This window comes from Saccharibacillus sacchari DSM 19268 (genome assembly GCF_000585395.1).
GTDB classification, from domain to species: Bacteria; Bacillota; Bacilli; order Paenibacillales; family Paenibacillaceae; genus Saccharibacillus; species Saccharibacillus sacchari.
This window is the reverse complement of sequence record NZ_KK073875.1, coordinates 104,996-117,929: the sequence shown is the minus strand read 5'-3', so window position 1 is coordinate 117,929 and position 12,934 is coordinate 104,996. Positions and strand designations below refer to the sequence as shown.

Sequence of the window (12,934 nt, the reverse complement as noted above, 5' to 3'; positions counted from 1 at the left end):
GGTACTTAAACGAGTAGAGTCGATGCGTTTGGGTGCGCGCCCTAGAAGTGGAGGGTACATGCATGAAAAACGAAGCCCTGACACCGCGGGAAATCGTAGCGGAACTGGACAAGTATATCGTCGGACAGAAAAAGGCAAAGCGTTCGGTTGCCGTTGCTCTGCGCAATCGTTATCGTCGTAGCTTGCTGCCCGAAGAAACACGTGATGAAGTAGCTCCGAAAAATATTTTGATGATCGGACCTACGGGCGTCGGTAAAACGGAGATTGCACGTCGTTTGGCAAAGCTTGTCGGAGCGCCTTTTATCAAAGTCGAGGCCACCAAGTTTACGGAAGTCGGTTATGTGGGACGCGATGTCGAGTCGATGGTGCGCGATTTGGTCGAAACATCGATTCGCATGGTGAAAGCGGAGCGTACGGAGAAGGTTAAGGATCGGGCGGAAGAAATGGCAAACGAACGCATCGTTGAAATTTTGGTGCCGGCCGCGAAATCTTCTTCCGCGCAGCGGAATCCGTTTGAAATGCTGTTCGGCGGCCAGTCGAAGACTACGCCGGAGCCAGAGCCGGAAAAAACGCGTTATGAAGAAGGCTCGCTCAGCGAGCGTCGACGTCAGGTTCGCTTCAACCTGTTGTCAGGCAAGCTGGAAGATGATATCATCGAGATCGACGTCGAAGACGCCATGCCGAATATGTTCGATATGCTGGCCGGTCAAGGAAACGACCAGATGGGCATGAACATTCAGGAGATGTTGGGCAACTTCATGCCGAAGCGTACGAAACGTCGCAAATTGCCTATTCGCGAAGCTCGTAAAGCACTGACGCAAGAAGAAGCCTCGAAGCTGATCGACATGGATGACGTTAATCAGGAGGCCGTACGTCGTGCCGAGCAGGCCGGTATCATTTTCATCGATGAGATCGATAAGGTCGCCGGCAGCGGTCGCGGACACGGTCCTGACGTGTCCAGGGAAGGCGTGCAGCGGGATATCCTTCCTATTGTTGAAGGTTCCACAATTGTGACCAAGTACGGTCCTGTAAAAACGGATTACATCCTGTTTATGGCAGCAGGAGCTTTTCACGTATCCAAGCCTTCCGATTTGATTCCTGAATTGCAAGGACGGTTCCCGATTCGGGTCGAATTGGAAAGTTTGACGCTGGAAGACTTTATCGCCATTTTGACTGAGCCGCAGAACGCGTTGACCAAACAGTATACGGATCTGCTCAAAACGGAAAACATCGAAATCGGATTTTCCAAAGAGGCAATCCATGAGATTGCAAGTATCGCGGCTTCCGTAAACCAGAATACGGAAAACATCGGTGCACGTCGCTTGCATACGATTTTGGAAAAGCTTTTGGAAGATCTTTCTTTCGAAGCGCCGGAATTGAATTTGGAACAAATGATGATTACGCCGGAATATGTGCGGGAGAAGCTGGACGACATTGCAAAAGATCGAGATCTGAGCCAGTACATTCTGTAACACCGACTTTTTTGTTCATTTGGGAAAAATGAGGAATCTTCTTGAATCGTTTACAGCAGTTCCTCGTGAAAGCCTATTCAATTTTCACATCGTATTGATACTTGTAAGCTAGCGATCAAAATAAGAAAAAGCCCTGTCTTTCAACTATGGAAAGATAGGGCTTTTTTCTTATTGTTTTATAGGACCAACTCGAAGAAACTTAGAGTAGACATTATAAGGAATGCGGGCATGGGTGTATTCCCGATTCGCGGAGCCAAAAAGGCTTCGACCAAATTCTCGGAAGAACTGCAAAAAAACAATAGTTTAGTCGAATTTAATTTTGTATAATTTATAAAATGCACAAGGCTTATTAACTAAAGGAGTGGAATCGATGAATATTTTGAACGATACCGGCTTTAATCGTCTGCGTAGCGCAATCGATGCATCGAATACGAGACAGCAAGTCATTTCCAACAACATCGCCAATGCGGATACGCCTTACTTCAAGCGTTCCGAAGTATCCTTCGAGAGCCTGCTTCAGTCGGAGATGAACGGTGTAAGTTCGATTAAGGGACGAATTACCAATTCCCGTCATATTGCCATCGGTTCGGCCGGTTCCATTCCTACTGCAAAAGTTACCAGCGACGACAGCACTGCCATGAATAACAACAAGAATAACGTGGACGTCGATACCGAGATGACGAGCCTGGCCGAAAATCAGCTGCGCTACAACACCTACATTGAAGAAGTCAATCATCAAATTAAAATGATGCGCACCGCGATGGGAGGCAATGCTTAACTATGAGAATCAGTAACGGATTTGACGTCAGTGCTTCCGCGCTTACCGCGCAGCGCTTGCGCATGGATATTATCTCGTCAAACATCGCGAATGCGGATACGACGCGAGCGCAAGTCGTTGACGGTCAAGTTCAACCTTACCGCCGGAAAGTTGCCGTTCTCGCCGAAAATAACCAAACTCCTTTCGCGCAGACGCTAAATGCGGCAATGGGCGGGAAAAGCTCGGCCAGCGGGGTCAAAGTTACGGGAATCAAGGAAGATCAGGAGCCTTTCAAGCTGGTTTATAATCCGACTCACCCGGATGCGAACGCTGACGGTTACGTACAAATGCCGAACGTCGATATCGCAAAAGAAATGGTGGACATGATTTCGGCGACGCGTTCCTACGAAGCTAACGTAACCGCGTTGAATGCCACGAAGGCGATGATTACAAAAGCGTTGCAGATTGGCAAATAAGCATAAGCGATAATAGAAAGGGAGATTGAAATGATTCAAAACCACATGTTCAACCCGGTTCAACTCGCTAATCGTGCCGTTTCTTCTACGCAGGAAACAGCTTCTACGACTCCGCATGAGGCTATGCAGGGTTTTGGTCAATACTTGCAAGATGCACTTCAAGGAGTATCGGACATGGAGAAGACAGCCGATCAAACCGGGAAACAATTCATGCTTGGACAAGCGAGTGTAGACCAGGTCATGATTACATCCGAGCAAGCCTTGTTGGGTCTTCAATTGACTTCGCAAGTCAGAAACAAAGTCATCGAAGCTTATCAGGAGATCATGCGTACACAACTGTAATCTTCAATAACCTTAAGTATAATGCTGCGTAGTGGGGTGAAACTGTGAATGAAAGACTAACCCGAATAAAGGATTCGCTCTTGGGTTACTGGAATCGGCTTAGCAAAACTCAAAAGGCCCTGCTGGTATCGACTGTTGCGATTACGCTGCTGACGATCGTAATTCTGACCATGCAGTTTTCCAAGACGGAATATGAAGTGGCTTTTCAGGATTTGAACGGGGAAGATGCTGCGGCTACCATGACGTATCTGGATGGGGCCGGAATTCCGTATAAGTTGAGCGATGATGGGAAAAGTATCTCCGTACCAAGCACGAATGCGGCGAGAGCACGCGTAGATGTAGCCTCGCAGGGGATCATTCAAAGCGGGTCGATCGGGTTCAACAAAATGTTCGGCACGACGACATCGGCACTCGGAATGACCGAAAATGAATTCAACGTTAAATACAAAAGCGCTTTGAATGGCGAAATCGAGTCTTTGCTGAAATTAATGAACAACGTGGAAAGCGCAAGAGTACTTGTCAATCTCCCTGAAGAAAGCTTGTTCGCCAACAGCGAAGATCAAGAACTGGCTTCCGCTTCGGTCGTCATGACATTCAAACCGGGTTTCAGACCGAGTCAGGACGTCATTGATGGCTATTTTAACATTGTGAAAAGTTCGGTGCCCAACCTTCCGATCGAAAACATCACGATTACCAGCGATAATACCCTCTTATATGCTTCCAATGCAGGCAGCGGATTCGGTGCGGGGGCCGCAAGTTCCATTCAGGATAATCTTGCGATTCAACGGAAATATGAGAGCGATATCGAAAAAAGCGTGAAGATGTTCCTCGGTACGATCGTGGGCGCGGACAAAGTAAATGTCCTCGTTGCTTCCAAACTTAATTTCGATCAGGTCAATGCGAATGAAACCACGTATTCGCCGGTCGATGTGGACAATATGCGGGGGATCGAAATCAGCGTGCAGGATATTCAGGAGAGTTATACGGGTGCAGGCGATCCTACTAGCGGAGTAGCCGGAACAGGTACGGAAGCCGTTCCCACCTATCCGGGAGACACTACCGCGGGTCAGACCACTTCGGAAAACTCGAATAAGATCGTCAACTATCAAGTCAACCAAATTACCAAGCAAATCGTGCAAAGCCCTTATATTGTAAAAGACTTAACCATAAATGTGGCCATTGAACCACCTGCAACCGGAACATTGGCAGAACAAACAACAGATGACATCACTGATATTCTGAAAAATATTGTCTCGGCTTCTCTGGCAGATTCAGGCATTACTTATAACGACGCAGAACTGACTGCAAAAGTTCTTGTGATGTCTACGGCACCTTCCACGGAAACCGCTTCAACCGATACCGGAATTTCCAGAGTCCTGTTATGGAGCATCATCGGCGGACTGGCTGCTTTGCTGGCCGTTGCCATTTTCCTGGTCGTACGCCGCAGAAGAAAAAATCGCGAAGAAGAATTGCTCGAAGAAATGGAGCTGCCGACACCGGCGGAGATGCCGTCCATCAACCTCGATACGGTCAGCGGGGAGAGCCAAATGCGAAAACAGCTTGAATCGCTCGCCAAAAAGAAACCGGATGAGTTCGTCAATCTGCTGCGCACATGGTTAGCCGATGAATAGGAGTGAAGAAGTGTGGCTAAAGCAAGCGCGCAAACACTGAGCGGAAGACAGAAAGCGGCGATCCTGCTAATCTCGCTCGGGCCGGAAGTTTCGGCTCAAATTTTCAAACATTTGCGGGACGAAGAAATCGAACAACTTACGCTCGAAATAGCAAATGTAAGAAAAGTGGATAGTTCGGAAAAAGATTCGGTACTTGCCGAATTCCATCAAATTTGTTTGGCACAAGAATACATCTCGCAGGGCGGTATCAACTATGCTAAAGATATCCTGCAAAAAGCGCTCGGCGAGCAAAAAGCGTTGGAAGTTATCAATCGCTTGACTGCTACGCTTCAAGTACGTCCGTTCGACTTTGCGCGCAAAGCTGACCCAAGTCAAATTCTGAACTTTATTCAGAACGAAAACGCGCAAACGATCGCGCTTGTCCTTTCTTACTTACAATTCGAGCAGGCATCGATCATTCTTTCTTCGCTTCCTCAGGAGAAACAAGCCGAGGTTGCCAGACGGATCGCCATGATGGACAGCACTTCGCCTGAAGTTATTGCTCAAGTCGAGCGTGTGCTGGAACAGAAACTTTCGTCAACGGTCACTCAAGATTTTGCAACGGCAGGCGGCATCGAGTCGATCGTATCCATCCTGAACGGCGTAGACCGCGGAACGGAACGGACGATTCTGGACTCGCTCGAAATTCAGGACCCGGAGTTGGCAGAGGAAATCAAAAAAAGAATGTTCGTGTTCGAAGACATCGTCAATATCGACGATCGTTCGATTCAGCGGATTATCCGCGACGTCGAAAATGCCGATCTTCAGCTTGCGCTCAAAGTGGCCAGCGAAGAAGTTCGCGAAGTGGTATTCAAAAATATGTCCAAACGCATGGCGGATACCTTCCGCGAAGAAATGGAATTCATGGGACCGGTTCGGTTGCGTGATGTCGAAGAAGCTCAAACTCGCATCGTAACGATTATCCGTAAGCTGGAAGAAGCGGGCGAGATCATCATCGCACGCGGTGGAGGAGATGATATCATTGTCTAACCTCATTAAATCTTCGCAATATGTGCCCAAAGAGGACTTTGTCAAACTGGATTTGCACCGGCACTATGCTTCGCAGCAACCACACGCCGATGAGGACGAAAAGTCCCCTTTACCGGTTGCCGATCAACAGACGATTATTCTGAAAGATGAAATGATCCGCGATGCAAAAGAATTCGCGGAACTTCAGATTCGGGATGCGGCGCAGCAGGCTGAGCAGATGCTCGCCGACGCGCAGCAGCAGATCGAAATGTGGTGGCAGGAGAGGCGCGAGCAGGATGAACACCTTGTAGAAGCGGTTAAGACGCAGGCATTCCGCGAAGGTTATGAGGAAGGCAAGGCACAGGCGGAGGCAGAACTTGCCGTTCGCATGCAGGAAGCGTCAGAAGAAGCCCAAGCGTTGATCCAAGAAGCCATTCAAACCAAAGAAGCAATCATTCAGGAGTCTGAGCCGTTCCTGGTTGAACTTAGTTCGGCAATCGCGGAAAAGGTCATCGATCGCAAGTTGGCCGAAGACGAGGAATTAACGCTTAACCTGATCCGTCAAACTCTGTCGCGTAAAAGGGAGCAGGGAACGATTACGCTCTGCGTGGCCCCTTCGCAATTTTCGCTGATCAATTCCGCGCGGGAAGAGCTTGCTATGTCGATCGACTCGCAAGCGGAGTTGCAAATTCTTCCTGATTCTACAGTGAAAGATCGCGGATGCGTCATTCGATCGAACTTCGGAAGCGTAGATGCCCGAATTGATACTCAATTAGTGGAGATCAAACGCGAATTGCTGAGACTTGCTTTGCATGACGAATCGACCGGCTCCTAAAGAGTACGAAGACATTCCTAGTCTTAGCTGCAGCCTATAGGAATTCAGGTAGGTTGCCGGGTTTTTTTATAAGCAGGAAATAGCACTTTTTAGCCTTAGCGGGGGTTTTATAAGCGTGTAGAATAATCATTGTAAAGAGGACGACGGCATGGAGGTGGCGGTGTGAAAGAAATTTTGGTCGACAAGTATTTGGATCAACTCAGACAGATTGATCCGATTCGGGTCAACGGCAAAGTGACGCAGGTCATCGGGCTGATGGTTGAATCGGAAGGCCCCGATGCAAGCGTCGGCGAAGTTTGCTACATTTACCCGACCAAAACAGCTCCTCCGTTGCAGGCTGAAGTTGTCGGGTTCCGAGAAAACAAAGTTCTGCTGATGCCGTTAGGTGAATTGCAGTCGATCGGCCCAGGGTGCGACGTGGTCGGTACAGGCAAACCCCTTACCGTACAAGTCGGCTCGGAGCTTCTGGGAAAAGTACTGGACGGCCTTGGAAGACCGCTTGACGGCTCGATGCTTCCCGCCAGGATGGCACACGCTTCTACGTTCAACACTCCAAGCAATCCATTACAGCGTCCGAGAGTGCATGAACCCATAAATGTCGGCGTTCGAGCGATTGACGGGCTGCTTACAATCGGTAAAGGACAACGGGTAGGTATTTTCGCCGGCTCCGGTGTGGGTAAAAGTACATTAATGGGGATGATTGCCAGAAACACATCCGCAGACATCAATGTAATCGCCCTCGTTGGAGAACGGGGCCGCGAGGTACTCGACTTTATCGAACGGGATTTGGGACCGGAAGGATTGGCACGGTCAGTCGTCATTGTGGCTACATCGGATCAGCCGGCCTTGGTTCGAATCAAGGCTGCATTGATCGCCACGAGTATAGCTGAATATTACCGGGATCGCGGAATGAATGTCATGATGATGATGGACTCGGTAACGCGTTTTGCCATGGCTCAGCGCGAAGTCGGGTTAGCTGTAGGCGAACCGCCAGCGATGAGAGGCTATACGCCTTCCGTATTCGCCACTCTTCCCAAATTGCTTGAACGAGCAGGAACGGGACCTACGGGTTCCATTACTGCCTTTTACACCGTACTTGTTGACGGCGACGACATGAACGAGCCGATCGCGGATGCGGTCCGAGGCATTCTCGACGGACACATTGTACTGAACCGCGGAATCGCGAATCGCGGACACTTCCCGGCCATCGACGTTCTCGCAAGCATCAGTCGGGTTATGAAAGACATTTCGCCGGAGATCCAAACGGACGCCGCTAACAACTTGAAGCGATTGTTGTCGGTATACAAAGAATCGGAAGACCTGATCAATATCGGAGCCTACCAAAGAGGATCGAGTGCCGAAATCGACGAAGCCATCGAGAATATTCAACGCATCTGGGATTTTACGAAACAAAAGGTGGACGAAAAAACCACGCTGGATGAAACGATTGAACGTTTAATTCAAGAATTCTCAAGGAGTTGACCTAAGAAATGTTGAAATTCAATTATTCATTTCAAAAAGTCGTGGATTTGAAAACCAGCGAAAAGAATCATGCAGAAATGCACCTTTCCTCGGCGATTGGTCAACTGAATGCCGAAGAACAAACGCTGGGCAGGCTGTTTTCGGATAAGAGTTCGCTGGTGGACTCCATTCAGGAACAGACGGTAGGTGCGGTATCGGCTCTCCAACTTCAACAAATGCAGGATTATGTGAACTATATCGATCAGTGCATCCTGCAAAAACGGCAAGATATTCAAACTGCGCAGGTAAAAGTCGAAGAAAAGAAAGAGAAGCTTACGACAAAGATGCTGGACGAAAAAGTATGGCTGCAGGCGCGAGGCAAAGCATTGGAATCTTTTGAAAAAGAAGAAATGCTCCGTGAGCAAAACGAACTTGACGAGATGGCAACCGTTCGTTTCGCCTCCCGTGCCCGCTAATACTGAAATGCGGCAGGACGTGTAAAAGGAGGTTAAACGCATGGCAAAAACTGGAGCGGAGGCGGAAGCCAACCTGGAAGAAGAACCGTCGGGGAGTAAAGCAGGCAGAATTTTATTGTTCGCTGCTCCCGTGCTGTTCGCAATCGTGTTGGTCGGAGTTCTTTTGACTTTACTGAATCCCACAGCGCGAAACTCCGTACTGGAGACCGCCAACAAAATTCCCGTTGTCGGATCGATGCTTCCGAAGCCGACCTATACGCCGGAACAACAAGCACAGAGACAAGAAGAGAAACAGGCTGCAAGTGCCGAAGCGACAATCAACCAGCTGAAGACTCAGCTCGAACAAAAGAACACCGAGTTGAAAACTGCACAAAAGGCTCAGGCCGACACGCAAACTCAAGTGGATGCCCTGCAAAAGCAGGTGGATGACGCGAAAGCCCAGCAGGAGCAAACGGCAGCAGCAGCTGAGCCCGAGAAAGATCCGGGACCGAGTCAACAGGTGAAGCAGCTAGCTCAAACTTACGGTTCCATGAGCGCAAGCAAAGCGGCGCCGATCCTGGAAACGTTGACGGATGAAGAGATTGCCATGATCCTTGGTGCAATGAGTACGGAACAACGATCGGGAATCATGCAAAAAATGACGGCGGACAAAGCAGCCAAAGTATCGATCATGTTGAAGTCCGCAGCATCCTCTGAGGCATTGGAAACGGCGGCTAATAAAGCGCGGGCCGCTGCGAACAATTCCGAACAGCCGGCTCAAGCAGCAACTTCGACCACGGGCTCGCTGAATCAAGATCAACTTAGCCAAACGTTTTCTTCAATGGATGCTTCAAGCGCAGCGACGTTGTTGATCCAGATGGCAAAAACCAATCAAGCGAAGGTGTTGACCATTTTGAAATCCGTAGACGATTCGACACGCTCGAGTATATTGTCGCAGATGGCAAGTACAGATAGCGAAACCGCAGCTTCCCTGGCTAACAAATTGATCGGCGGTTAACGCCCACTTGAGAGGAGGTGAACAATTAGAAAATGGGAATGACGATTCCAGGAATGACGGTAGGATCAGCAGCACCGGTAACAAGCGGTAAAGCTACAGCAGCAAGCACGACCGGGGCAGCGGCTATATTCGGTCAATCGCTTCAACAGCTGATGGGCGGCGCAATGACAGGCGGCAATGCAGGAGAGGCAACCGAAACGCCGACAAATCCTTTATTGGCTGCGTTGCAACAATTGATTGCGGCAGCGGGAGAAGCGTCCGGAGACGAAGGTTCGCTCGACGGCGAAGAAGCCGAAAAGCTGGATGCGAAAGTCGACGAACTGTTGGATCAATTAGACGCGTTGGATGAACAGTTGACGGAAAATCCGGAATTGATGCCCATGCTTCAAAGTTGGATTCAGCAGGCCCAAGTTGTGCTGAATGCGCAATCGCAGGGTGAAAATGCGCAGGGAGAAGGACAGGAAGCTGCTGCAAGTGCGCTAGAAACCTTGGCTTCCAATCCGGCGACACTCAAATTTGCTTTGCAGGATACGGTAACGCAATTGGTTGACATGCAGAAGTCCGGTCAAACGGCTCCGGAAATGAAAGTACAAGCTCAGCGGGTTCTGGCCGCTCTCGAACAGACGGTCAAAACGGTTGAAGAAAGCGCAAAATCCGGTGTTAAGCAGACCTCCATGCAGGCTGCCGAGGCTTTCAGGATTCAAGACGACGTGCAGCAGATTGTCAAAAATGATCAGAATGCGAAGCCGGCAACAGAAGCTCAAGCCAAGAGTTCCGAGCAAACCGTCGTATCTTCAAAAGCACAGACGCAGCAGCAAAGCGGGGCCGGTACGCAGCAAGAAGATGGGCGGAACCAGGAAACAACGCAAGAGTTCAAAACTCAAGGAACAATCACGGCAGGCGAGTTGGCACTTCGAACAAATGGAACAACTCCTGCAAAGCCTGTTGAAGCCGTACCTATGCACCGTATGGCTCAAGAGGTGGAGAAACTGGTTGTGGACCGTTTGGAAATTTTGCAAAAACAAGGCTTTACCGAAGCGAAAATCACTCTGACACCGGATCATCTGGGTAAAGTGGATATTCGAATCACTATGCATGCCGGACAGCTCATGGCCCACTTTGTGACGGAACACGCCGCTGCAAAAGATATGCTGGAGCAGCAGATGGTGCAACTTAGGGGATCGCTTCAGGGACAAGGCTTGACCGTTGAACGACTTGAAGTCACGCAAAGCTCCTCGTTGCAATCTCAAATGGATCAGAACGGCGGACAGCAAGGCAATGGACAACAACAAGGCAGACGATCGCGTTCCAGAGAAGAAGGCAATGACGATGCAAGATTGACGGCAGAGCTTGGCGAAGAACTCGGCGAATGGTTGAGACAGAAGACAGCCGCACAAGCCGGAAGCTCGTTTATCGCCGAAGCTTAATTCAGACAGGAGGTTCGATTTTGGCAAACAGCAATGTTTCGACAACGAATATTTGGCCGAACTATTCGACGCAAAACGTACAGAAGGCTGCAGCAAAAAAAACAGACGATGCTGCAACGATGGGCAAAGATCAGTTCATGACCATCCTGATCGCGCAACTGAAAAATCAGGATCCGCTCGCACCGATGGACAATTCGCAGTTTACGGCGCAGATGGCACAGTTCTCTTCATTGGAACAACTGATGAATATGTCGACTCAATTGACTCAAATGAACTCTTCGATGGGAACGGCTTCCCAACTGATCGGACAGAAAATTACTTGGTACGATTCGGAAACGGCTAACTACTTGACGGGTAATGTAGCTTCTGTTCTGCAAAAGGACGGCAAGATGTATGCGGCAGTCGGCGAGTATTTGGTTCCGACTTCGGATATCACCATGGTTGAGCCGGCAGGAACATCCGAGACTCCGACAGCAGGCACAGCACCGGCTGCGGATACGACGACGGAAACACCGAAGAGCGAGACAAACACAGATGCTGCTGCCCAGCAAGCACAGGCATCCGGAACACAAACCTCTCAATCCTCGACAGAGGAGGCAGCCGGTACAAGTGAATCCGGCAACGACGGAGGTGTAAAATGAATGACCCGATTCGCGTAGGCCAGCTTTATCCGGCGAAAATCCCACCGGTTGCTTCGCGGAATCAAACAGCATCGGCAGCTGGCAAGGAAAACTTCCAGACCGTTCTTGAAGAAAAGCTTCTTAAGTTTAGCGGGCATGCTTCGAAGAGACTTGAACAACGAGGCATCCAGTTCGACTCCGAACAACTTCGTAAACTGGGTAGCGCGATCGACAAGGCTGCTGCAAAAGGTTCCAAAGAATCGCTCGTCCTGATGCAAGACATGGCTTTGATCGTTAACGTCCGTAATCGTACGGTTGTTACAGCGGTCGACGGAGGTTCGATGAAAGATAATGTATTCACTCAAATCGACAGTGCCGTCATTGTTTCCTAGTTAGACCGGCCGGACCGATAGGAAGCCGGATTACCGCCGAACGCATGACGCGGTAAAAAATAGCACTTTTTAGCTGGGACTTTTTCTACCAAAGAAAGTAAAATGTAATTAAGGTAAATAACGCAAACCAAATCAAAATGTGTGAAATCATAGGAGGAATCATTTAATGTTGAGATCCATGTATTCGGGCGTGTCGGGTATGAAAGGCTTCCAAACCAAGTTGGACGTTATCGGTAACAACATCGCCAACGTGAACACGACCGGATTCAAGTCTTCCCGCGTGATGTTCAAGGATATTCTCAGTCAAACTTCGGCGGGCGCTACAGCTCCTACAGATGAACGGGGCGGCTCTAATATCAAACAAATTGGACTTGGTGTATCCATTGGATCGATTGACACTTTGCATTTGGCAGGCAGTGCAATGACCACCAACAATCCTACAGATTTACGTATTGACGGAGACGGATTCTTTGCAGTTTCGCTGGGCGGTGACGCTGCAGGTGGGACTTTCTTGACAAGAGCGGGCGATTTTCATGTGGATGGAGCCGGCAATCTGGTCAATTCGGACGGAATGTTTGTGCTGAACACAGAGGGAGAGACAATAACGATCGATCAGGGCTCGAGTTTTTCGATCGGAAGCAATGGCATTATTTCGATCAGGGATGCAGAAGGTGCAGTAACGGCTGATAATCAACTGGCAGTCGTTGTTATTAGAAATCCTGAAGGATTAGAAAAAGCAGGCGGCAACTTGTACAGAATGGGCGTAAACGCAATGGCCGGCGACGACGCGGGTGATGGAGCTGTGCCTCTTGGCGCGGATGAAGGAGGCAATGCATCTCGAGGAGCTATCGTAGCCGGCCAACTCGAAATGTCGAACGTCGATCTGACCGATCAATTCACTGAAATGATTACGGCTCAGCGCGGTTTCCAAGCAAACTCCAGAATCATCACAACCTCTGACGAAGTGCTGCAGGAAGTTGTAAACCTGAAACGTTAATCCGGATTACTAGCGGCGGGAAGGCGGCTTAATTAAGTCGCTT

The 12,934-nt window shown here is 49.4% G+C and carries 14 protein-coding genes; all 14 read left to right on the top strand.

The window, feature by feature from the left end; all coding sequences use genetic code 11:
- The first annotated feature begins 62 nt into the window (after window positions 1–62).
- The 14 genes from hslU (at window position 63) to SACSAC_RS00460 (ending at window position 12,891) form a co-directional block, all read left to right on the top strand.
- The gene (gene hslU / locus SACSAC_RS00525) at window positions 63–1,472 is read left to right on the top strand and encodes an ATP-dependent protease ATPase subunit HslU (RefSeq protein ID WP_037282394.1); all 1,410 of its coding nucleotides are present in this window, start codon (window positions 63–65) and stop codon (window positions 1,470–1,472) included.
- A gap of 370 nt (window positions 1,473–1,842) precedes the next feature.
- Window positions 1,843–2,250 (top strand): flagellar basal body rod protein FlgB, encoded by a 408-nt coding sequence (gene flgB, locus SACSAC_RS00520; RefSeq protein WP_037282391.1) that lies wholly within the window; start codon window positions 1,843–1,845, stop codon window positions 2,248–2,250.
- A gap of 2 nt (window positions 2,251–2,252) precedes the next feature.
- Window positions 2,253–2,705: a flagellar basal body rod protein FlgC gene (flgC, locus tag SACSAC_RS00515; protein WP_037282389.1), complete on the top strand. Its 453-nt coding sequence runs from the start codon at window positions 2,253–2,255 to the stop codon at window positions 2,703–2,705.
- Between the two features lie 30 nt (window positions 2,706–2,735).
- Complete coding sequence (gene fliE, locus SACSAC_RS00510) at window positions 2,736–3,047, top strand: flagellar hook-basal body complex protein FliE (RefSeq protein ID WP_037282384.1); 312 nt, start codon at window positions 2,736–2,738, stop codon at window positions 3,045–3,047.
- 44 nt (window positions 3,048–3,091) lie between these two features.
- Window positions 3,092–4,678: a flagellar basal-body MS-ring/collar protein FliF gene (gene fliF, locus SACSAC_RS00505; protein WP_037282382.1), complete on the top strand. Its 1,587-nt coding sequence runs from the start codon at window positions 3,092–3,094 to the stop codon at window positions 4,676–4,678.
- A 12-nt stretch (window positions 4,679–4,690) separates the two neighbouring features.
- Window positions 4,691–5,707: a flagellar motor switch protein FliG gene (fliG, locus tag SACSAC_RS00500; RefSeq protein WP_037282380.1), complete on the top strand. Its 1,017-nt coding sequence runs from the start codon at window positions 4,691–4,693 to the stop codon at window positions 5,705–5,707.
- Complete coding sequence (locus SACSAC_RS00495; protein WP_037282379.1) at window positions 5,700–6,521, top strand: FliH/SctL family protein; 822 nt, start codon at window positions 5,700–5,702, stop codon at window positions 6,519–6,521. The genes fliG and SACSAC_RS00495 overlap by 8 nt, the downstream gene beginning before the upstream one ends.
- Before the next feature lie 162 nt (window positions 6,522–6,683).
- Window positions 6,684–8,003 (top strand): flagellar protein export ATPase FliI, encoded by a 1,320-nt coding sequence (fliI, locus tag SACSAC_RS00490; RefSeq protein ID WP_037282377.1) that lies wholly within the window; start codon window positions 6,684–6,686, stop codon window positions 8,001–8,003.
- 11 nt (window positions 8,004–8,014) lie between these two features.
- Window positions 8,015–8,458, top strand: coding sequence for a flagellar export protein FliJ (fliJ, locus tag SACSAC_RS00485; RefSeq protein ID WP_037291670.1), 444 nt, complete (start codon window positions 8,015–8,017; stop codon window positions 8,456–8,458).
- Window positions 8,459–8,498: 40 nt separating this feature from the next.
- Complete coding sequence (locus SACSAC_RS00480; protein ID WP_037282375.1) at window positions 8,499–9,455, top strand: MotE family protein; 957 nt, start codon at window positions 8,499–8,501, stop codon at window positions 9,453–9,455.
- Window positions 9,456–9,487: 32 nt separating this feature from the next.
- Window positions 9,488–10,882 (top strand): flagellar hook-length control protein FliK, encoded by a 1,395-nt coding sequence (locus tag SACSAC_RS00475; protein ID WP_037282374.1) that lies wholly within the window; start codon window positions 9,488–9,490, stop codon window positions 10,880–10,882.
- Window positions 10,883–10,902: 20 nt separating this feature from the next.
- Window positions 10,903–11,523 carry a flagellar hook capping FlgD N-terminal domain-containing protein gene (locus tag SACSAC_RS00470; protein ID WP_051506753.1) on the top strand — a complete coding sequence of 207 codons (621 nt, stop codon included), beginning with the start codon at window positions 10,903–10,905 and terminating at the stop codon, window positions 11,521–11,523.
- On the top strand, window positions 11,520–11,894 hold the full coding sequence (locus SACSAC_RS00465) for a TIGR02530 family flagellar biosynthesis protein (protein WP_037282372.1): 375 nt from the start codon (window positions 11,520–11,522) through the stop codon (window positions 11,892–11,894). The genes SACSAC_RS00470 and SACSAC_RS00465 overlap by 4 nt, the downstream gene beginning before the upstream one ends.
- 166 nt (window positions 11,895–12,060) lie before the next feature.
- The gene (locus tag SACSAC_RS00460; RefSeq protein WP_037282368.1) at window positions 12,061–12,891 is read left to right on the top strand and encodes a flagellar hook-basal body complex protein; all 831 of its coding nucleotides are present in this window, start codon (window positions 12,061–12,063) and stop codon (window positions 12,889–12,891) included.
- Window positions 12,892–12,934: the final 43 nt, after the last annotated feature.

Coding starts and splice junctions, on each gene's coding strand:
- flgB (WP_037282391.1), top strand. CDS start 1,843: ATGAATATTTTGAACGATACCGGCTTTAATCGTCTGCGTAGCGCAATC.
- hslU (WP_037282394.1), top strand. CDS start 63: ATGAAAAACGAAGCCCTGACACCGCGGGAAATCGTAGCGGAACTGGAC.
- SACSAC_RS00480 (WP_037282375.1), top strand. CDS start 8,499: ATGGCAAAAACTGGAGCGGAGGCGGAAGCCAACCTGGAAGAAGAACCG.
- flgC (WP_037282389.1), top strand. CDS start 2,253: ATGAGAATCAGTAACGGATTTGACGTCAGTGCTTCCGCGCTTACCGCG.
- SACSAC_RS00460 (WP_037282368.1), top strand. CDS start 12,061: ATGTTGAGATCCATGTATTCGGGCGTGTCGGGTATGAAAGGCTTCCAA.
- fliE (WP_037282384.1), top strand. CDS start 2,736: ATGATTCAAAACCACATGTTCAACCCGGTTCAACTCGCTAATCGTGCC.
- SACSAC_RS00465 (WP_037282372.1), top strand. CDS start 11,520: ATGAATGACCCGATTCGCGTAGGCCAGCTTTATCCGGCGAAAATCCCA.
- SACSAC_RS00475 (WP_037282374.1), top strand. CDS start 9,488: ATGGGAATGACGATTCCAGGAATGACGGTAGGATCAGCAGCACCGGTA.